The organism is Synergistota bacterium, assembly GCA_025060595.1.
Classification (GTDB): Bacteria; Synergistota; GBS-1; order GBS-1; family GBS-1; genus 42-11.
In genome coordinates this window covers 100,157-120,738 of the sequence record JANXBX010000002.1, presented here as the reverse complement: position 1 = coordinate 120,738, position 20,582 = coordinate 100,157, and the positions used below count along the sequence as shown (strand labels likewise).

General features: G+C 43.0%; 19 protein-coding genes. 16 read left to right on the top strand and 3 right to left on the bottom strand.

Translation table 11 applies throughout. The annotated features are described in order from the left end of the window. From NZ900_01955 to NZ900_01915, 9 genes are all read left to right on the top strand, one after another. Complete coding sequence (locus NZ900_01955; GenBank protein MCS7232857.1) at positions 1-1,218, top strand: phenylacetate--CoA ligase; 1,218 nt, start codon at positions 1-3, stop codon at positions 1,216-1,218. Next, positions 1,215-3,371 carry a heavy metal translocating P-type ATPase gene (locus NZ900_01950; protein ID MCS7232856.1) on the top strand — a complete coding sequence of 719 codons (2,157 nt, stop codon included), beginning with the start codon at positions 1,215-1,217 and terminating at the stop codon, positions 3,369-3,371. The genes NZ900_01955 and NZ900_01950 overlap by 4 nt, the downstream gene beginning before the upstream one ends. A 1-nt stretch (position 3,372) precedes the next feature. Then, positions 3,373-3,579 carry a heavy-metal-associated domain-containing protein gene (locus NZ900_01945; GenBank protein MCS7232855.1) on the top strand — a complete coding sequence of 69 codons (207 nt, stop codon included), beginning with the start codon at positions 3,373-3,375 and terminating at the stop codon, positions 3,577-3,579. A gap of 445 nt (positions 3,580-4,024) precedes the next feature. Further along, entirely contained in the window at positions 4,025-4,354 is a 330-nt protein-coding gene (locus NZ900_01940; GenBank protein MCS7232854.1) for a hypothetical protein, read from the top strand. A 13-nt stretch (positions 4,355-4,367) separates the two neighbouring features. Then, positions 4,368-5,369 carry a D-glycerate dehydrogenase gene (locus NZ900_01935; protein MCS7232853.1) on the top strand — a complete coding sequence of 334 codons (1,002 nt, stop codon included), beginning with the start codon at positions 4,368-4,370 and terminating at the stop codon, positions 5,367-5,369. A gap of 3 nt (positions 5,370-5,372) precedes the next feature. Continuing rightward, a complete protein-coding gene (locus tag NZ900_01930; protein MCS7232852.1) occupies positions 5,373-6,350 on the top strand; it encodes a D-glycerate dehydrogenase in 978 nt (325 codons plus the stop codon). 105 nt (positions 6,351-6,455) lie between these two features. Then, complete coding sequence (locus tag NZ900_01925; GenBank protein ID MCS7232851.1) at positions 6,456-7,364, top strand: DUF523 and DUF1722 domain-containing protein; 909 nt, start codon at positions 6,456-6,458, stop codon at positions 7,362-7,364. 5 nt (positions 7,365-7,369) lie between these two features. Continuing rightward, positions 7,370-8,752 (top strand): deoxyribodipyrimidine photo-lyase, encoded by a 1,383-nt coding sequence (locus NZ900_01920; protein MCS7232850.1) that lies wholly within the window; start codon positions 7,370-7,372, stop codon positions 8,750-8,752. Between the two features lie 5 nt (positions 8,753-8,757). After that, positions 8,758-9,813: an EAL domain-containing protein gene (locus tag NZ900_01915; GenBank protein MCS7232849.1), complete on the top strand. Its 1,056-nt coding sequence runs from the start codon at positions 8,758-8,760 to the stop codon at positions 9,811-9,813. Here NZ900_01915 and NZ900_01910 read toward each other — a convergent pair. Continuing rightward, the gene (locus tag NZ900_01910) at positions 9,808-10,557 is read right to left on the bottom strand and encodes a TIGR03915 family putative DNA repair protein (GenBank protein ID MCS7232848.1); all 750 of its coding nucleotides are present in this window, start codon (positions 10,555-10,557) and stop codon (positions 9,808-9,810) included. The two genes, NZ900_01915 and NZ900_01910, sit on opposite strands and share 6 nt — an antisense overlap. Further along, positions 10,538-11,809, bottom strand: coding sequence for a putative DNA modification/repair radical SAM protein (locus NZ900_01905; protein ID MCS7232847.1), 1,272 nt, complete (start codon positions 11,807-11,809; stop codon positions 10,538-10,540). Before NZ900_01905 ends, NZ900_01910 begins: the two co-directional genes overlap by 20 nt. Before the next feature lie 100 nt (positions 11,810-11,909). Between NZ900_01905 and NZ900_01900 the strand changes: the two genes are divergently transcribed. From NZ900_01900 to NZ900_01870, 7 genes are read left to right on the top strand one after another with little or no spacing between them, the layout of a single operon-like run. After that, positions 11,910-12,584 carry a PAS domain-containing protein gene (locus tag NZ900_01900; protein ID MCS7232846.1) on the top strand — a complete coding sequence of 225 codons (675 nt, stop codon included), beginning with the start codon at positions 11,910-11,912 and terminating at the stop codon, positions 12,582-12,584. Beyond that, complete coding sequence (locus NZ900_01895; GenBank protein ID MCS7232845.1) at positions 12,581-13,552, top strand: TAXI family TRAP transporter solute-binding subunit; 972 nt, start codon at positions 12,581-12,583, stop codon at positions 13,550-13,552. Before NZ900_01900 ends, NZ900_01895 begins: the two co-directional genes overlap by 4 nt. 21 nt (positions 13,553-13,573) lie before the next feature. After that, entirely contained in the window at positions 13,574-15,424 is a 1,851-nt protein-coding gene (locus NZ900_01890) for a TRAP transporter fused permease subunit (GenBank protein MCS7232844.1), read from the top strand. Positions 15,425-15,428: 4 nt separating this feature from the next. Next, positions 15,429-16,343: a 4-hydroxy-tetrahydrodipicolinate synthase gene (gene dapA, locus NZ900_01885; GenBank protein ID MCS7232843.1), complete on the top strand. Its 915-nt coding sequence runs from the start codon at positions 15,429-15,431 to the stop codon at positions 16,341-16,343. Between the two features lie 14 nt (positions 16,344-16,357). Next, positions 16,358-16,735, top strand: coding sequence for a DNA-binding protein (locus NZ900_01880; protein MCS7232842.1), 378 nt, complete (start codon positions 16,358-16,360; stop codon positions 16,733-16,735). A gap of 12 nt (positions 16,736-16,747) precedes the next feature. Next, complete coding sequence (locus NZ900_01875; protein MCS7232841.1) at positions 16,748-17,893, top strand: PatB family C-S lyase; 1,146 nt, start codon at positions 16,748-16,750, stop codon at positions 17,891-17,893. A 23-nt stretch (positions 17,894-17,916) separates the two neighbouring features. After that, a complete protein-coding gene (locus NZ900_01870) occupies positions 17,917-19,158 on the top strand; it encodes a dicarboxylate/amino acid:cation symporter (protein MCS7232840.1) in 1,242 nt (413 codons plus the stop codon). Between the two features lie 19 nt (positions 19,159-19,177). On the opposite strand, the gene NZ900_01865 is transcribed toward NZ900_01870, so the two are convergent. Beyond that, on the bottom strand, positions 19,178-20,452 hold the full coding sequence (locus NZ900_01865) for a DJ-1/PfpI family protein (GenBank protein MCS7232839.1): 1,275 nt from the start codon (positions 20,450-20,452) through the stop codon (positions 19,178-19,180). Between the last annotated feature and the right edge of the window lie 130 nt (positions 20,453-20,582).

Below are 20,582 nucleotides of genomic sequence, written 5' to 3'. Positions count from 1 at the left end.
ATGCTTGAGGAACTCAAAAATTTAATTGAAAGGGCAAAAGAGAGAATCCCCTTTTACAGGGAGCGTCTAAAGGATGTTGATCCCTCAAAGATTAAGGCTCTCTCCGATTTAAAGTATATCCCTTTCACCACTAAGGAGGATTTAAGGGAGAGGCATTTTGAGGATTTTCTTGCTGTTCCTGAGGAAGAGGTGGTAAGGATTCACTCTACTTCTGGTACCACTGGTAGGCCTGTTATCATAGCTTACACTAAGAGGGATGTGGAGGATTGGACGGAGATGATGGTTCGCTCCTTAAGGCTTGCTGGTGTGACCCCTAAAGATAGAATTCAAATAACTCCTGGATACGGGCTTTGGACTGCAGGGATAGGGTTTCAGAGTGGAGCTGAGGCCTTAGGGGCCTGGGTTATCCCTATGGGGCCAGGTAATACGGAGAGGCAGATAGAGTATATGATGATGATGAAGACCACGGTTATAACGGGAACCGCATCTTATGGGCTTTTCTTAGCAGAGGAGATAAATCGTAGAGGCCTAAGAGATAGGCTTCACTTGAGGAAAGGTATCTTTGGGGCAGAGATTTGGGGAGATAAGAGGAGAAAGAAGATAGAGGAGTTATTAGGTATTGAGAGTTTTGATATATATGGTATGACGGAGGTCTATGGTCCTGGAATAGGTATAGATTGTCAGCTTCATGAGGGTATACATTATTGGTCTGACTACTTAGTGTTTGAGGTGATAGATCCTTCAACAGGTGACGTTCTTCCCCCCGGAGAAGAGGGGGAGATTGTAATAACTACCCTAAGGAAGGAAGCCATGCCCTTAATAAGGTTTAGAACGAGGGATATAGGGAGCTTAATCCCTGAACCGTGTAAATGCGGTTTTCCGTTTCCAAGGATATCTAGGATAAGGGGTAGAACTGATGATGTAATAACCTTTAAGGGCGTTAAGATACTTCCCTCTTTATTTGAAGAAGTTATATCTGCAGTTGATGGAGTGGACAGCGAATATGAGGTCCACCTTTATACCGATAAGGGCATGGATAAGATGCTAGTTAGGGTAGAGATAAATGATGGAAGAGATCCTAGGGAGATAGAGAGGGAGCTTGAGGATCTCTTTAGGAAAAAAGCGGGAGTAAAAGCGGATTTCGAGCTTCTTCAAGCCGGGACTCTGCCTAGGTATGAGAAGAAGGCGAAAAGGATAATAGATAGGAGAGAGCAGTGAAAGGGGATTTTAAAAAGAGCTTTACCGTAACAGGTATGACTTGCGTTAACTGTGCGAGGATTGTGGAGAGGGCTCTCCTTAATATCCCTGGTGTGAGCTTCGCATCAGTTAACTTAGCAACGTCTTCCGCTTTCTTAATTTCTGAAAGGGAAATATCTTTCGAGATAATCAAAAAGGCTGTAGAGGATGTGGGATATGGGGCTTCTGAGGAGCCAGTTGAGGAGCTTGAGTCAAAGCGCTACAAGGAAGCGAAGAGGAATCTACTTTTAGCCTGGTTGCTTACTATCCCGCTAATGCTCTTTATGATTCATCATATGTTTGTTGGTCATAGTAAGAGCTTCATCTTATTCGAGAGTGTAGCGGTTCCTCTTATCATTTTTGGAGCTGGTAGAGGTGCCTTAAGGGGTGCTTGGATAGCCATAAGGCATGGGCATGCTAACATGGATACGCTAATAGCAGTGGGTGCTCTTTCCTCATGGTTAACCTCTCTATTAAACTTATTTGCGTTTAAGATAAACCCCTTTGGTACCATAGGCGCTATGGTGATAACTCTTCATGTAACTGGTAGATTTATAGAATCTCGCTTGAGAGATAGGGCTACTAAGGAAGTAAAGGGTCTTCTTAAGCTCAGAAGTAAAGAGGCAAGGATATTGCTTAATGATGAGGAGATCACCCTTCCTGTAGAGGCATTAAAGGAAGGGTTTTTAATTTTAGTTAAGCCTGGGGAAAGGATACCTGCCGATGGGGTTATAGTTGAGGGAAGGTCCTCGGTTGATGAATCTTTCATAAGCGGTGAGGCTATGCCTGTTTTAAAGGGTGAGGGAGACGAAGTTATAGGTGGCTCCTTAAATCTTTTAAGGCCCATTAAGATTAGGGTGAGTAAGGTGGGTGAAGATAGTTTCTTAAATCAGATGATAAGGCTCATAGAGGAGGCTCAAGGTAGCAAGATTCCTATACAGGCTTTGGCTGACAGGATAACCTATTTCTTTGTTCCCCTTGTTTTTTCTCTTGCGGTGATAAGCGCTTTCGTTTGGTTTTTTAGCTTTGAAAGCTTGCTTCCATTTCTTAATTGGCTTAGGCGCTTCTTCCCATGGAGCGTGCCAATTCAGGACCCTTTTAGCCTCTCTATATTCGTTTTTATAGCTACCCTTGTAATAGCTTGTCCTTGCGCCTTAGGTCTTGCTACTCCCATGGCCTTAGCTGTGGGAAGCGGGCTTTTAGCGAAGAGAGGCCTATTGGTGAGAAATGCTGAGGCGATTCAGACCTCAAAGGATGTGAAGGCTCTCTTAGTTGACAAAACTGGGACTTTAACCTTAGGGAAGCCGACCGTTGTATTTCATAATCTAGATGCAGAAACCATGAAAATAGTCTCGAGCATGGAAAAAGCCTCATGTCATCCATTGGCTCAGGCTATAGCTTCATTGCATCCTGATAGCTTAGCTTTAGATTTAAAGGATGTAAGGGAGATCGCCGGTGAGGGAGTATCAGCCTTTCTTAACGGTGATGAGTACTTTGTGGGAAGGCCGGCAGATTATTCCCTCTATGATAGATATTTGATCGATGGTAAGACCGTGGTCGAGGTTAGGAAGAATAATAAGCCTATAGGCTTTATAGTAATTGAGGATCCTATAAGGGATGATTCCTTCGAGGCCGTTCAGAGGCTTAAAGGGATGGGCATTAAAGTGGTAATGGTGACCGGAGACGGTAAAAGGACCGCTCAAGCTGTGGCAAGAAAGGTTGGCATAGATGAAGTTTGGGCTGAGGTTAAGCCCTCTGATAAGCTTAGCATAGTTAGAAGGTATCAGGTTGAAGGGCTTAAAGTTGCGATGGTGGGAGATGGGATGAACGATGCTCCTGCCCTTAAGGGTGCGGATATAGGTATAGCTATGGGCTCTGGGGTAGATTTGGCTATAGAGGGCGCCGATGTGGTAATTATAGGTGGGGGGATTTCTAAGGTTGTTGACTTAGTTAGCATATCCAGTAAGATCTTTAATATCATAAAGGGTAACCTCTTTTGGGCTTTCTTTTATAACTTAGTTGCTATCCCCATGGCTATGATGGGGCTGCTTCACCCTGTAGTGGCTGAGGTTGCCATGATATTGAGCTCCATAACTGTGATAGCTAACTCCTTAAGGATAAGGGAGGTAAGTTAAGATGAAGTATATTCTTAAAGTTCCTAATATCTCTTGCGATCATTGTAAGAAGAGGATAGCGAAGGCTCTGGAAGAGCTAGGTTTAAAGGATTTCAATATAAGCGTCGAGGAGAAAAAGATCGAGCTTAACACCGAGAATATAGAGCCTATTCTTAAAAAGCTTAGTGATATAGGATATCCTGCTTCATACTCTTTCAAATGTGGTTAGTAGTTTTTCGCTAAGGGGGGCTACCTTGAGGATATCGCTAAGCGCGGTTTCTATAATGGCTTGTCTTTTAAGCTCTTCGGTAGCTTTTGGAGCTATCCCAGGGGTTCTTACGATCGCTGATGGATCTATCGTTGGCGAATAGTATACCCCTTTAGTAGGCTATGGGGTAAGTTTAGATTATAAAATGAATGCTAAATCTTATAAGGCTTTTACTAAGGATACGATGATCGAAGATGTAATACGAGAATTATCTGAAAGAGCGTATCGTATCTGGAGAGACCGTTTTCTATGATATTTATTCTGATGAGGAAAAATTACGGGATCTGGTGTTCAGAATGCCTGCAAGGACCTTGCAAGAGCAATTGCTTTTCTTCATGAAAATGCTAGCAAGCTTGGGATGGATATTAAGGGATACTCTCTATGGGGAGGATCCGCAGGCGCACGTATGGTAGCATGGCTTGGAAGCTATGGCACTGGGAGTTTTGGGGAAAAGAGGTATCCACGTCCTGCTGTTGTGATTATGCAATATACTGCTTTATCAGAGGTTACAGGGAAAGAGCCCCCAACATTTGCATGTGTGGGGACTAATGATAAATTTGCACCTTACAAAGTAATGGAGGATAGGCTTAACAGAATCAAGGCTAGCGGGATCGATGCGGAAATAAGGATATTTCATGGACTTTCACATGGGTTTGGCCTCGGTGAGGGAACTATTGCGGAAGGATGGATAGATGACGCTATAAAGTTTTGGGAAAAGCATATTGTAAAAGAGTAAGGAGGGAAGAGCCATGGCCAAGCTTAAGCTTTTTATGTCAAGAAAGCTTTTTCCAGACATAATTAAGAAGCTCTATGATTACTACGATGTCGAGATCTGGGATAGGCATGAGGAGATACCCTATGATGTGCTTTTAACTAAGGTCAGAGATATAGATGCCTTTGCCTCTCTACTAAGCGATAGGATAGATTGTAATTTGTTAAATGAGGCCAGGAACCTTAAGATAATCGCTCAATATGCTGTGGGATATAACAACATAGATTTAGAGTGTGCTACTAGGAAAGGGATTTATGTAACCAACACCCCTGATGTTTTAACCGACGCTACCGCTGAGCTCACATGGGCTTTGCTATTAGCTACTGCAAGGAATATAGTGGTTGCGGATCACTTTGTCAGATTTGGAGAGTGGGATAGGGGGAAGGTCGCCTGGCATCCAGAAATGTTTTTAGGACATCAGCTATCGGGTAAGGTTTTGGGTATAATAGGTTTAGGTAGGATTGGAAAAAGGGTTGCGGAGTATGGCAAGGCCTTTAGAATGAAGGTAATCTACCACAATAGAAAGAGGGATGAAAAGGCCGAAAGGGAGTTAGGTGTGGAATATAAGGCCTTAGATGAGCTCTTATCCTCTTCTGACTTTATTACCATTCATACTCCATTAACGCAAGAGACCTATCATATGATAGGTGAGCGTGAGCTTAAGCTCATGAAGAAAACTGCGATACTGGTTAATGTGGCAAGAGGTCCTGTGGTCGATACTCCCGCCTTGGTTAGGGCTTTAAGGGAAGGATGGATAGCCGGTGCTGGCCTTGATGTCTTTGAGGAGGAGCCCCTGCCGGCTAATCACGAGCTCACCTCTTTGAAAAACGTGGTTATGGTTCCTCATATAGGCAGCGCTACTTACGATACAAGAAGGGCCATGGCCCAGCTTGTGGTTGATAACTTGATAGCTTTTGCTAAGGGTGAGATTCCTCCAACTCTCGTTAACAAGGAGGTTCTCAAAGCGAAAGGGGGATAGCTTATGAGAGTTTTGGTAACCTATAGGATACCTGAGGTCGGTCTGAAGGCTCTAAGAGAGAGATTTGAGGTGGACTTAAACGAGGAGGAGAGGCTTTTAACTAAGGAGGAGCTTCTTGAAAGGATCAGGGATGTGGATGGGGTTGTAACTATGCTCGCTGACCCTGTGGATAAGGAGTTTATTGATGCTGGAAAGAAGCTTAAGGTCATAGCTAATTATGCTGTAGGATACAACAACATAGATGTGGGATATGCTACGCAGAAGGGGATATATGTGACCCATACGCCTGGCGCTATGACGAATGCCGTTGCGGAAGTCACCTTAGCCTTAATGCTTGCCGTTTCAAGAAGAATAGTTGAAGCGGATAAGTACGTAAGGGCTGGCAAGTTTAAAGGATGGAAGCCTGGGCTTTTCCTTGGGCCTGGTCTTGCTGGGAAGACCCTTGGCATAATAGGCCTCGGAAGGATAGGAAGAGCTGTAGCAAGAAGGGCTAAAAGCTTTAACATGAAAGTTCTCTATTATAGTAGGACAAGGCTTCCTGAAGACTTAGAGGGAGATTTAGGTGTAAAATACATGCCTCTTGAGGATCTCCTTAAAGAGTCCGACTTCGTTACTCTTCATGTTCCTCTAACTCAGGAGACTCATCATCTTCTTGATGAGAGAAGGCTTTTCATGATGAAGAAAGGAGCTTTTCTTATAAACGCCTCTAGGGGACCTGTAGTTGATGAGAAGGCCTTAGTGAAGGCCTTAAAGGCAGGTCATCTCGGTGGAGCTGGGCTCGACGTTTACGAAAGGGAACCCCAGATAGAGCCGGAGCTTTTAGAGATGGATAATGTGGTTTTGCTTCCTCATATAGGTGCTGCCTCCTCTGATGCTATGGATAGGATGGCGATAATGGTAGCTGATTGTGTAATAAAAGCCTTAAGCGGAGAGAAACCCGTTTATCTAGTTCCCGAGCAGAAGAAGGTCTTCGGAAGCTAAATAATTGGGGGACAGCTGTGTATTATTAAGCTACCCCCAAAATATTATCAATTTATTGACAAGATTAGGGTTGGTGAGGCGAAAAGCGCTTGGCAAGCCATGAGCATGCCTAGGGTTTTAATAAGTAGGTGTTTCTTTGAGCCTGTGCGCTATGATGGAGGAGAGGTAAGAGATTCTATAGTTGATAAGATAAAGCCTTTTATTGATCCTATTATCTTTTGTCCCGAGGTTGAATTAGGTTTGGGTATTCCTCGCCCCAAGATAATCCTGGTAAAGGAAGGCTCTGAAAAGAGGCTCTATCAGCCAGATACGGGCAGGGATCTGACCAAGGATATGAGGGTGATGATCAGGGAGTTTCTATCTACGATCGGAAAGCTTGACGGAGCTATTTTAAAGAGCAAGTCTCCATCCTGTGGTGTTGGATCGGCTAAGCTTTATAAGGGGAATATAGTTATAGGTAAAGCTGATGGCTTTTTGGTGGATGGCTTAAGGGAGTTGTTTTCAGGATTGCCCATTGAGGATGAGGGAAGGCTCAGAAATAAAAGCTTTTATCATCATTTCCTCACTCAGATCTTCGCTTTAGCAAGGCTAAGAGGTCTTCTTGAAAATCCATCCCCAGCTGGGCTTGTTGAGTTCCATACCTCTTATAAGTTTATTTTAAAGGCCTGTAATGAGAGACTTTATAGGGAGCTTGGACGAATTGTGGCGAATGGAGATATGCCCTTTGAAGAGAAGTTGAAATTATACTCAGATCTCTTTAAGGAGACGCTGACGCGTAAACCCACTCGCCCTAGGCATGCTAATATTCTATATCATCTCGCTGGATACTTTACTAAGAGGATTAAGCCTAAGGAGAGAGATCATCTATTAGGCTTGATAGAAAGGTATAGAGCTGGTGAGATAGATTTAAGAACGCCCCTTGAGGTTATAAGAAGCCTTGCTATTCGCTTTGAGGAGAGTTATGTTCTCGGTCAGATGTATCTAACCCCTTTCAAAGAAGATCTATGGGGTTGAGGTTTATGAGTATCTTTCCGCCATTCATCAGAAAGGAAAGAATTCACTTGATTAAAGATGCCTGCTTAAATATCGATGGTAAATATGTCCTTTATTTCATGGAAGCAAGCCAAAGATCGAAGGGAAACTTTGCGCTTGAAACTGCTATATATATCGCTAACGGTTTAAGCAAGCCCCTTTTGGTTTACTTTGGCATAACTGACAGATATAGATACTCTAACGCTCGATACTACACCTTTATGCTGGAGGGATTAATTAAGCTTAGGGATTCGTTTAAAGACAGGGGTATCAAGTTGATTATAAGAAAGGCTGATCCTCCCATTGGTGCTGTAGAGCTTTCTAAGGACGCGGCTCTTCTGGTGTGTGATGTAGGTTATCTCAGGCATCAAAGGCTGTGGAGACAGCTCTTGCTGGAGAGGGTAAATGTTCCGATAATATCGGTCGAGGGGGATGTGATCTGCCCCCTTAATGCTATTTCAGGGAAGCCAGAACCTTATGCGAGGACTATAAGGCCGAAGCTTTATAATGCTTTCTTATGCTTTCTTGAGGATTTACCTGAACAGGAAGTAAAGCTTAGCTCTCTTTCGATAGAAGTAGAGTCCTGGGATGAGACATCGGTAGAGGGGTATATTTCGAAACTTAACATAGATAAGAGCGTTTCCCCTGTTACCGATCACTTTAAGGGAGGGGAGGATGAGGCCCTAAAGAGGCTTAATATTTTTGTTAGCGAAAGGCTTCCTCTTTATGCTAAGTATCGATCTGACCCTGGTTTTAAAGTTACATCGGAATTGAGTCCTTACCTTCGCTTTGGCCAGATTTCTCCTGTTCAGATTATAAGGAGGATCCTTAAAGAGGCCCCTTTAGAGGATGAAAATGTGAGAAGCTTTATAAATGAGCTTATGGTCTGGAGAGAGCTTGCTCGAAACTATGTCTGGTATAACCCGCTTTATAATCAATATGAGGGTCTTCCGCTATGGGCAAGGGATACCTTAGAGAGGCATGTTAAGGATAAAAGACCTCAGCTTTACCCCTTAGGGGACCTTGAAAGGGCAAAAACCGATGATCCTTATTGGAACTCAGCTCAGAGGGAGCTACTCCTTACAGGTAAGATTCATAACTATGTCAGGATGTACTGGTGCAAGAAACTCCTTGAATGGACCTCTCATCCTAAGGAAGCTTTTGATATAGCTTGTTACTTGAATGATAAGTATGCCTTAGATGGTAGGGATCCTAATGGCTATGCGGGTATAAGCTGGTGTTTCGGGGCCTTTGATAGGCCGTTTCCAGAAAGACCGATTTTTGGAAGGGTCAGAAAGATGGGCCTAAGAAGCCTGATATCTAAAGAGGGTATTTCCACATATCTTAAGGTTTTTAATGTGAGGGGGTAAGAAGCATGATGAGTAAATGCCATAAGTGTCAAACTCTTCCTATGATACCCTCTGATGAAGCCAAGGTGTATATCATCTTCGAACACGAGCTCCTTCTTCAAAAGATGAGGGAGTTACTTAAGGTTTTAGGTTATAAGTATTCAGAAGAGGAAGATGCTATTATCATAGAGTGCAGTAATTTTAGGCTTTTCCTGGAAAACTTGTACGAAAGGTCTAATTTCTCCAGCCCTGAGAGGAATGGCATCTTGGTCTTGGTTTTAGGCAAGGATGAGAAGCTGACGATCGGATCCTTTAAGAGGGCCAAGCCCTTGGATACATGGTTTTCAATTATTGAAGCAGAGGAGTATCTCAGCATATTGGAAGAGGGAAGACTGGTGGTTTACTTTCAGCCTATAGTTTCATACGATCTTAAGGTTATAGGGCAGGAGTGTTTGATTAGGGGCGTTAAAAGTGATGGAAGTCTCCTTCCTCCGCTCACCTTATTTAGGCTTGCGGAGAAAACTAACACCTTATTCTACCTGGATAGAGCTTGTAGAGAGGCTTCAATTAAGACTGCAGCCTTAAAATCCCTATACGATCTTATGATCTTCATAAACTTTACCCCATCAAGTATATACGATCCTGCCTTTTGCCTGCAAACCACTGTAAGTTGGGTTAACCATTTCGGATTTAATCCCTCGATGGTGGTATTTGAGGTCGTAGAAAGCCAAAAGATCGAGGATGTAAAGCATTTAGGTAATATCTTGGATTATTATAGACAGAATGGTTTCAGGGTAGCTCTTGACGATGTAGGATCTGGTTACTCGAACCTCGAGATGCTCGTTAACTTGAGGCCCGATATAGTTAAGATAGAAAAGGAAATAGTGAGAAACGTAAACTATGACTCTTTAAAGCAGAGCATAGTTTCTGCATTAGTGCGCATATGTAAAGAGGCTAATATTAAATCCCTTGCTGAGGGAGTGGAAACTAAAGACGAGTTTGAGTATCTTAAGGATAAGGTGGATTATTTTCAAGGCTTCCTTATTTCCAAGCCATCTTCTGAGCCTGTAAGGGTTTTATAGGGTTAGGTCTTTCCACGTTTCAGGTAGAAACCTTCTAGCTCGTAAGGGAAGCTTGCTTTTCTGCCTTTCGGTATTTATTCTCTCAGGTATAGCTATCTCTTCAAAGTAGCGTTTCCATAGGTAGATAAACGGATCCGTAAGGGAGGGCTTGATATCGAGGTTATCAATCCACAAAAGCTCGCCTTTCCCCCACATGTGCTTAAATAGAAGCTTTCTTAAAGAATCGTAAATCATGAAGTTCTCGTTCGGAAACCTTCCTTTAAAGTGATTCCAGATCCTAGGTAGAACGTTAAATTTAGGTTCAAATTTAGCGAAAAGAAGCCTTTCATCGATTTCTACAAATCTTAAGAGGCCTAGCCATCTGTGTCTTTCGCGGTTGAAGGCTCTTTCAGCTTGATAAAGCTTAATAGCCTCATCTGACGTTATATTCCTCCATGCGTTTGGATCAGAGTCTATTCTCTTAATTAGCTTAGTAAGCGGTAGCTCGAGCTTAGCGGTATCACATAAGTAGTAGATATATATCTTCTTGAATAGCTCCTCTGGAAGCTTTTCCCTTAGTTGTTTATAAAAGCTTTTTGCTAAAGTAATATCGGTTTGTATTTTCTCTGAAAATAAGCCTTTGCTAAGGGGAGAAAGCCTTTCGTTTTCTACTCCTATTTCATGTAAGTTTAGATCCGTTTGGAGCAATTTGTATATAAGGCACAGGAAACCCTCGAAGGTTCCATCATAGGTATAGGATACCATTGGTGACCTCAAAAAGGGAGAGCTGTCTGTTTTCTAAGGCCTTTCTCTCCCTGGGAGAGGGTTTGGCTAACTCCTTACCTCTAATAGTTATGAAAAATCTTGCCCTCTTTAAAGGTATTCTAAGTTTCTTTAATGTTTCCTCTGAAAGATTGCCGTATCTTCTTGCCTGTATTATCTTTTTGGCCGAGGTGGGACCTATACCGGGAATTCTTATCAGTGCCTCGTAGTCCGCTTTCGTAAGTTCAACCGGGAAGAAATCGAGGTGCCTTAAAGCCCATGCGAGCTTTGGATCTAACTCCAGTGGCAGATTTTCTCCATCTTCGAAGAGCTCATCTAATCGGAAGTCGTAAAATCTGAGCAGCCAGTCCGCTTGGTATAGTCTGTGTTCACGTAAAAGTGGAGGCTCATTGATCATAGGTAGATCGGAATCGTTATTAACGGGAATATAAGCTGAGTAATACACCCTTCTTACGATCTTTTGCTGATATAGGCTATCTGCTAGACTTAATACGGTTTTGTCTGTGTCAGGTGTTGCTCCTATTATAACTTGGGTTGAGGCTGGTGCCTTAAGTCTCTTTTCCTCGTACACCTCTCTTACTATTTTTAGAGGTTGAAATAGCTTTTTCAATTCCTTATCGGGGGCTAATCTTTTTAAGCTTATTTCAGTAGGTAGCTCTAAATTTGAGCTAACCCTATCGGCTAGTCGGAAGGCTTCCTCTACAAGCTCCCTTGAGGCTCCCGGGATAAGCTTTAAGTGTATATATCCATTAAAGTAATATCTATTTCTTAATATCCTTGCTGTCTCGAGCATTAGCTCCATTGTGTAGTCGGGATCTTTATATATTCCAGAGCTTAAAAATAGTCCCTCTATGTAGTTTCTCCTGTAGAACTCTATCGTTAGGTTTGCGATCTCCTGAGGGGTCATTATCGCTCTCGGCACATCGTTTTTTGCCCTATTTATGCAATATTTACAGTTGTTATAGCAAAAGTTGGTCATGAGAATTTTAAGTAAAGATACGCATCTTCCATCGGATGACCAAGAGTGACATATTCCGCTTAAGTAGGAGTTTCCCATTCCATAAGGATGCGTTTCCCTTTTCCCCCCAGAGCTGCTACAGGAATTATCATATCTTGCGGATGCGGAAAGGATAGAAAGCTTTTTAAGAGAATCGCTCTCTTTTATTTGAAAAACCGGTCCCTTAAGCATGCTTGTTATCCTTTCCTTCATGTAAGAGTGAAACCTCGCTCTCATTATATATTTTCTCTAAAAATTCTGTCAACAGGTGGTTGACATCCCTTATCTTATACAATAAAATTGTTGTAGAATACAATTTATTTGTGTGGGGGTGGTGATGATAAAGACGTCGGAGAAGGATGTTATACTTAAGGCTTTATCAGGCATTTTAGATGATTTGAGGATGGCTATAGGTGAGGATTGTGAGCTCGTTCTTCACGATCTATCTAAGCCTGAGAGCTCCGTTATAAAGGTCAGTGGTAACCTAACTGGTAGGAGGGTTGGTGCCCCGTTAACCGATCTCGTTTTAAGACTTTTAAGAAAGGGAGAGCCTATAAAGAGCATCTTGAACTACAGAGCTACTACCCCTGATGGTAGGCTTCTTAAGTCTTCGACGCTTTTTATTAGAGATGGTAAGGATAACGTGATAGGCTGTCTCTGTATAAATCAAGATATATCTTTCTGGATTAAGGTGAGCGAGGCTTTATCTCAGAAGATCGGAAGCGTTAAGGAGGATATAGAGACTCATGAGAGGTTCTTTGATAGCCTGAGCTCTCTTCTTTCGAATGTGGTTAGTAACGTTCTCGCTAAGATAGGTGTGCCCGTTTCAGAGATGGGGAAGAAGCAGCGTATCGAGGCCTTAAGGATGCTTGATCAAGAGGGGGTCTTTTTAGTTAGAGGAGCTGTTGAATATGTTGCAAGGAGGCTTGGAATATCTAAGTACACCTTGTATAGTTATCTTAAGGAAATAAAGTCTCAATTAAATCTGGAAGAAGGAGGGATGGAGTCATGAGGTTACTAAAGATGGTTTTTGTAATAGCTTGTATTTTCATCTCCTCGGTAGCTTTCGCAGCTGTTCCGGAGTTTCTTACGATTGCTGGTGGCCCTGTCGGTGGTGAGTGGTATATCCTTGCTGGGACGCTAGCTGATCTTCTTCAAAAGGAGCTTCCGAATACTAAGATAAACGTTACAACTGGTGGAGCGATTGCCAACCTTACCAATGTTCAGAGAGGAAAGGCGGACATAGCTACAACTCAAGACCAGCTTCTTTACGCTGCTAGAAATAAGATGGATGCCTTTAAGGATCTTGAACCTCATGAGGATGTTATGGGAGTTGCTTACCTTGCTGAGATTTATATGGCTGTCTTCTTGGTTAGGGACGATTATAAGCTTGATTCTATAAAGGAGATAGCTGAGAAGAAGCTCCCCATAAGGATAGTTACTGCTCCTAAGGGCTCTTCTCCATCTTTGGCTACGGAGAGGCTTCTTAGTGAATATGGAATAACCCCGGAAAGCCTTTCTCAAGCAGGCGGTAGGATAAGCTACGTTCCCTATGCTGAGGCTGCCTCGCTTATAGCTGATGGGCATGCGGATGCCTACTGTGGTCCTATTATGCCCGCCATAATTGAGCTCTCCTTAAAGAGAAAGCTTAGGGTTATACCTGCCGATGAAAGCGTATTGAAGGCCTTAAGAGAGAAATACAAATATGGGATAGCTAAGATACCTGGTGGTTCCTACGACTTTATACCTAAGGATGTGGTTACGATAACGGAAACACCAATACTTGTAGCTAATAAGAAGCTTGATGAATCTGTAGTTTATAAGCTTGTTAAGGTTATGGCTGAGAATCCTGATAGGATTAGAGCGGTTGGGGCTACCTATGCTAAGTTTAAGCCAGAGGATATGCCTAACATAGTTGGTGGGCCGATTCACCCTGGGGCTTTAAAGTATTACACTGAAAAGGGATGGATTAAGAAATAGGGTTTTTTAAAGAGGCTTAAGATGCATTTTTTAAGAAGGCTACTTATAGTATCTATATCTTGTGTTTTCGTTACCTTTCATCTTTATACCGCTGCCTTTGGTAGCGCTGCTGTTGAGTTTCAGAGAAGCTTTCATCTTGCCTTGGCCTCCACATTGGGCTTTTTAATATACTCTTTTAAGGGAAAGAGTAAAAGTTCAAGCGTCTTAGATTTAGGATTATCAGCTCTTTCTGCCTTAAGCCTTGGTTACATAGCTTTAAGCTCAAGCAGGATAGCGGTTAGGATACCTATGATAACCCCCTTAAGTGGTCTTGACCTTTTCTTTGCTTTTGTTTCTTTGATCCTTCTTCTTGAGCTTATAAGGAGGATCGCAGGATTAGCGCTTGTGGGTGTTATAGCTGTGCTTCTTCTTTACGCTTACCTTGGAAGATATATGCCAAGGCTTATAGCTCATCCTGGTTTTTCTTTCAAGGATATACTTGATTTTGAGTTTTATAGTCTCGAAGGGGTTCTTTCCTCTCCCTTGGGCATATCCTCCACATACATAGTTTTATTTATCATACTTGGGGTTTTGCTTGAGCGCTCTGGGACCGGGGATTGGTTTATAGAGTTGGCAAGCGCTATCTCTGGAAAAAGCAGGGGAGGCCCAGCAAAGATAAGTTGTATATCCTCTGCGCTGTTTGGTTCTATTTCTGGAAGCGCGGCGGCAAACGTTTATGCTACTGGTACCTTTACTATACCGATGATGAAAAAGGTTGGTTATTCGCCTGATTTTGCTGGTGCGGTTGAGGCGGTGGCATCCACTGGCGGACAGCTTATGCCTCCCGTCATGGGTGCCGCTGCCTTCCTTATGGCTGAGCTCTTAGGAATTCCCTATCTTAAGGTTTGCAAGGCTGCTTTGATTCCTGCTTTATTATGGTATATAGCCTTATTTTTCGTCTTAGATTTCGAGGCTGGAAAGCTTAACCTTAAAGGGCTTCCTAAGGAGGAGATTCCTGAGCTTAAGGGAGTATTAAAAAGGTTCTATCTTATTGTTCCCGTATTCGTTTTGGTCTTTATGCTCGTTCGGGGTTACAGCCCTTCCATGTCCGTATTTGCCTCAATAGTTGTTGCCTTTGCCCTGATGTTATTTTCCTTAAGAAGAGAATTAAACGTTAAACTGCTTTTGGATATTATAGTTAGCTCGGCTGAAAGGTCAATTTTAATAGCTGTTACCTGTGCTGGTGCCGGTATGGTTATAGGCGTTATCACCCAAACGGGCTTGGGGCTTTCCTTGACAGGGATCTTTACGAGACTAGGTGGTGGATACTCTATCCTTACCCTTTTAACTATAGCTATCTCAAGCATAATCATGGGTATGGGGACTCCTACAACAGTAGCTTATGTTATAGTCGCTACTTTAGGTGTTCCAGCCTTACTAAAATTAGGTTTCGACCCTTTAAGCTCTCACATGTTCGTTTTTTACTTTGGTGTGCTATCTATGATAACTCCACCTGTTGCTATAGCGGCATATGCAGGTGCTGAGATAGCTGGTGATGCTCCGATGAGAACCGGTCTTAGGGCCGTTGGGATCGGGTTTCCCATATTCGTAATTCCATTTATGTTTATGTACAATAGAGAGCTTCTCCTTTTTGGCGATTGGGGAAGTATAGTATTAAAGTTCTTTTTTGCGGTGGTTTCGGTTATATGTTACGCTCTCTTTTATGTGGGATGGTTTGGCGAAAAGCTGAGCTTTCGTTTAAGGTTGCTTTTCTTAGTATTATTTGTTTTTGGGGTATTTCCTAATCTTTTTATATCTTTTCTCTCAACCTCTTTAGTTATCCTGCTTATCTTTTACCTAAGGAGTTTTTCAAAGATTAAGAAGGGGGTGTAGAATTTTGAGTTTGGTTAGGCCGGTTGGCTCTTGGGTTGCGTTGGTTACGCCCTTCACGGATAAGGGCGAGGTTGATATGGATGGATTTAAAAAGCTTGTTGACTTTCATGTGAGAAACGGAAGCGATGGAGTGATCTTCATGGGCTCAACTGGGGAAGCCACCTCTCTTTATATGGAGGAGAGGAGAGAGATAATAAAAGAGATGGCCCCTTATTGCAAGGGAAGGATAAGGGCTTTCTTTGGAACGACCTGCTCAACTACCAAGGAGACCGTTGAGCTTTCTCAGCTTGCTGAAGAATACGGTGCGGATGGTATTCAGCTTGTTGTACCACCTTATATACTTCCTCCCCAGGAGGCAGTGTATGAGTTTATAGCTACGGTTGCGAAATCCATATCTATAGCGGTTACAATATATAACAACCCATCGAGAGTAGTCACTAACATAGATCCCTCTACGATAGCTCGCTTAAGGGATATTCCCAACATAGTGGCCATAAAGGAGGCTTCACCAAGCTTGTCTCAGCTTATAGGTGATGTGGAGGTAGCTCAGGGTAAGATGAACGTTCTTTGTTGTGATTCTCCTAAGTTTGGTCTTGTAATTCCGCTTATGGCTATGGGAGGTCACGGGACAGCAAATGTAACCGGAAACGTTTTGCCTAAAGAGTTTGCTCTCCTATCTAAGCCCTGGGAGTCCTGGGAGGATGCCTTAAGATGTAGAGAAATGTTCTTTAAGTATAAACCGGTTATGGAAGCGGCATATCTTTTAACTAATCCAGTAGGTATAAAGGCGATGATGAAGCTTTTGGGCATGCCTTCAGGTGATCCTCGTCCGCCTCTCCAGCCCTTATCTGGCGCTCTTTTAGATAAGGTTAAAGAGGTGATAGATAAGTTTAACCTAAGAGAGAAGTGCGCTTTGTAGAAGGAGGTATGAGCTTGAATTTAGCCAGTTTTGATGGGAGGCTTTGCGTTTTAACCCTAGATAGGGGAACAGATGTGCTAAGGGGCCTTGAGGAAGCCTTCTTATCCTCAGGTTGGAACGAGGCTATTATATTGAATGGAATAGGCTCTCTTGAGAGGGTGGTGGTTAGCTACCCGGAAGATAAAAGTTTCCCGCCTAAGGTTTTAAGATCCGAATATGAAGGACCTTTCGAGGTTTGCTCCTTAGTGGGAACTATTGCTAAGAAAGAGGGTAAGCCTCTTTCTCATTTACATATATCTGTAACTAATAGGGGAGAGAGATTTTATGGTGGAGGCTTGCAGGAGGGGAGCATAGTATATAGATCTCTTCAAGTATTTATTCTTGCTAAATAGGGAGGGAGTAAAATGAGCTTACGCTTCGTTGACAGAAGAGGCTGGGATTGTAAGAAGTATGACCTTATTCAAAAGAATTACGGTGAGGATGTATTACCTGCATGGATAGCGGACATGGATTTGGCTACCGCTCCAGCTATTATCGAAGCCCTTCTTAAGAGGGTTGAGCATGGCGCCTTTGGTTACACCTTTCGCTCTGAGGAGTTCTACGAGGCTATAATTAGTTGGTATAGAAGGAGATATGGCTTTGAAGTTAAGCGTGAGTGGATAGTTGATGGCGTTGGAGTCATGCCCATGATGGCGATGTTAATTAACGTCTTAACTGATCCTGGCGACAAGGTAATAATTCAGACCCCAGTTTATCCGCCCTTCTTTGGCGTGGTTCAAAAGAATAAGCGGGTTTTGGTTGAAAACCGCTTGGTTAAGGTCAATGGAGCCTTTAGAATGGACTTAGATAGCCTTAGAAAGCTAATAGATGAACGTACTAAGCTATTAATTCTTTGTAATCCTCATAATCCGGTTGGTAGAGCGTGGACTTTAGATGAGCTTAAGGCTCTTTACGATATTGCGCTTGAGCATAACTTAATAATTATAAGCGATGAGATCCATGGAGATATAGTATACGATCCTAATAGGTTTACCACTATGCTTAAAGCGGGATTAAAGAATACCATAGTCTTACATTCCCCGGGCAAAACGTTTAATATTCCCGCTTTAACCATTTCTTACGGGATAATACCTGATGAGGGTTTAAGGCAGAGGTACATAGAGTCCTTTGAGGCTCTCGAATTAACTACTGGGAATGTTTTTGGTATTTTAGCGCTTAAGACCGCTTATCTTCATGGCGAACCCTGGCTTGAAGAGCTCTTAAGAGCGCTTAAATCTAATAGGGATATGGCCTATAGCTTCTTAAGGGAAAACTGCCCATTGATAGATCCTACCTTACCTGAGGCTACCTTCTTGATGTGGCTTGACTGTAGCAAGCTAGGCCTTAAGAACCCTCAAGAGTTTTTCTTAGAGAAAGCAAGAGTCTATATGAATAACGGTGGAGATTTTGGTGACCCTAATTGCGTTAGACTTAACTTCTCTTGCGATAAAGATACACTTAAAGAGATACTATTGAGAATTAAATACGCTTATGATACCATTGAAAAGTAAAATTTGTTTAAGGAGGGAAGGATATGGCTGAAAAAGAGAAGGGAGGTTTGTGGCGTTCTTATAGGTTTTCCCTTATCCTTCTTTCTTCGATCATTATAGGTAGCTTGCTTGGCCTAGCTTTGGGGAAGAAGGCTACCGTTTTAACCCCTTTAGGAGATATATTTCTTAACTTAATGTTCACTATTGTCGTCCCATTGGTTCTTATAACTGTCACGAGTGCAGTTGCAAGTATCGCTAACCTTAGAAGGCTTGGGAAGATCATAGGTACGATGATAGCTATATTCGTTATAACAGGAGTGATTGCTGCTGCGATCACTACCTTTGTGGTTGTAGCTTTCCCACCGGCTCAGGGAGTAAAGCTTGAGCTTCCCAAGCCTGAGGAGTTAAAACCCTTGAGCACAGCCGAACAGGTGGTTAAAGCCTTTACCGTTTCCGACTTTCGTGATCTTCTTTCTCGAAGGAATATGATGCCCCTTATAATCTTCTCAATAATTCTGGGATTAAGCATAAGCCTTCTTGGGGAAAAAGGCGAGCCCCTTGTTAAGCTCCTTAACCTGCTTTCAGATGCGATGCTTAAGATGATCTCGGTAATAATGTACTATGCTCCTATAGGTCTTGGTGCTTACTTCGCCTCTCTTGTTGGAGAGTTTGGCCCCCAGCTTATAGGCGCTTATGGAAGAGCGATGCTTATTTACTATCCTCTTTCCATAGCCTACTTCTTCATAGCCTTTGCTATTTATGCTTACCTTGCGGCTGGTGGAGAGGGAGCTAGGAAGTTCTTTAAAGTCATATTTGAACCTGCCATAACCGCTTTAGCTACGCAAAGCAGTTTGGCCACTTTACCTGTTAACCTTAATGCTGCTTACAGGCTTGGTATACCTAAGGATATAAGGGAGATAGTCTTACCCGTTGGCGCTACAGCTCACATGGATGGTTCTTGTATAAGTGCGATCTTAAAGATCTCCTTCCTATTTGGTATATTTGGTATGCCCTTCGAGGGAATTGGAACTTACTTAACCGCTTTTGCCATAGCCGTCTTAAGCGGTGTTGTAATGTCCGGGGTTCCAGGCGGAGGTCTTATTGGTGAAATGCTTATAGTTAGCATGTATGGCTTTCCTCCCGAGGCTTTCCCTATAATAGCTACTATAGGATATCTTGTTGATCCTCCAGCGACGATGGTTAATGCCACTGGGGATACGGTTGCCGCCATGATGGTTGCAAGAATACTTGAGGGTAAGGACTGGATGAGGAAGGGGAGCGCTTAAGCGCTCCCCTTAGTTTAAATTATTTCCTTAAGAGAGCTGCAGTACAAGCATCTACGAATTCTGGAACCTCTGGGGGTGTCCTTCCGCTAACGATGCGTCCGTGAATGGCTGCCGCCCAATCGGGGATGAATTTGCCACCCATTATCTCTATGGAGTGTTCGCAGGCAAGCCACCCAGCGAGCTTTTTATCCTTTACTAAATCCGCTGCGGCAACGGGAATTGGACCATGGCAAATAGCGGCGATGATTTTCCCAGCATCATGTGCATCTTTTAGAAACTTGGAATGTAGGGCAGCGATATGAAGTGGGTTCATCGCTCCAGGGATCAAAATGAGGTCAAAATCGCTCATCTTTAAGTTTTCAGCTTTAACGATTTTATAGTAGTTCTCTGGAATCTCTTGGAAGGGAACGCTTACTCCGAAGTTTCCCATCCTTACATCAAGACCAACCAAAGGAGGCCTTGACTTAATATAAGGCTCAAAGAGACCAACTATTATCTCTGCACCCCTGTACATGAGTTCTAATACGGGAGCGCAAAGCTCTATGTCCTCGAAATCATCTGCAACCATGATCATAACCTTTTTGCCCTTGAGAATATCTTTGTGTATATCCTTGAAATTGGGGTCGAAGACTTTGCAAAGCGCTCTTAAAAGTGCTGGTGTATCTATGGTATCTCTGGCGGTAATGAGTTTTCCATCGACTACAACTGGCTCGTCTTTAAATTCAGCTATCTTCTGAAGCATGTAGCTAACTACCTTATTGCCGGTGACCTTTTTACCTTTAACCGTTCCAAGCTTGATTAAGGGTAATATCCCTTCGCCTATGGCTGCTACAGGAACGCCACGGTCAACGACTGCCTTTATGAACTTTATAGCCACATCATCAGCATACATTATGTCTCCTGCCCATCCGCCTAGGATGATGATAGCATCGTAATCCGCTGGATTAGCTACGGGAAGATTTGCGACATGTCCTTTACCCTGTTGCATGAGCACAGGTGGAAGAAGCCTTGTTCCGTTTAGGCCAAGCCCATCAAAACCGGCAGTGCAAGTTAAACCCCATCGTCCGGTTGGTTCAACAGGTGCTCCAGATCCAAAGAGGTGTCGTGAAACCTTCCATAAGTGATTGTTGTCAAGTATGAACTGAGGTGTTCCCCCAAACTCTCCTATGAAATCTGCTAAGTAATATGCCTGCCAGTCGCTGAAGTCGCATCCCACTACAATACCGATTTTCTTCCCTGCTAGTGGACCATTGGGTTTGATTTTTCCACCGTATGGTCCGGTCCATGCAATCACATCGTCCTTCTTCTCGATGGTAATTCCCGTTTTTGAGGCCTCTTGGAGGAAGGAGTTAAAGTCCATTGCCATTACGCTCGAGAGGGTCAGCATTAAGATCCCTAACGCGCTTAAAACTCCCAACTTAAAC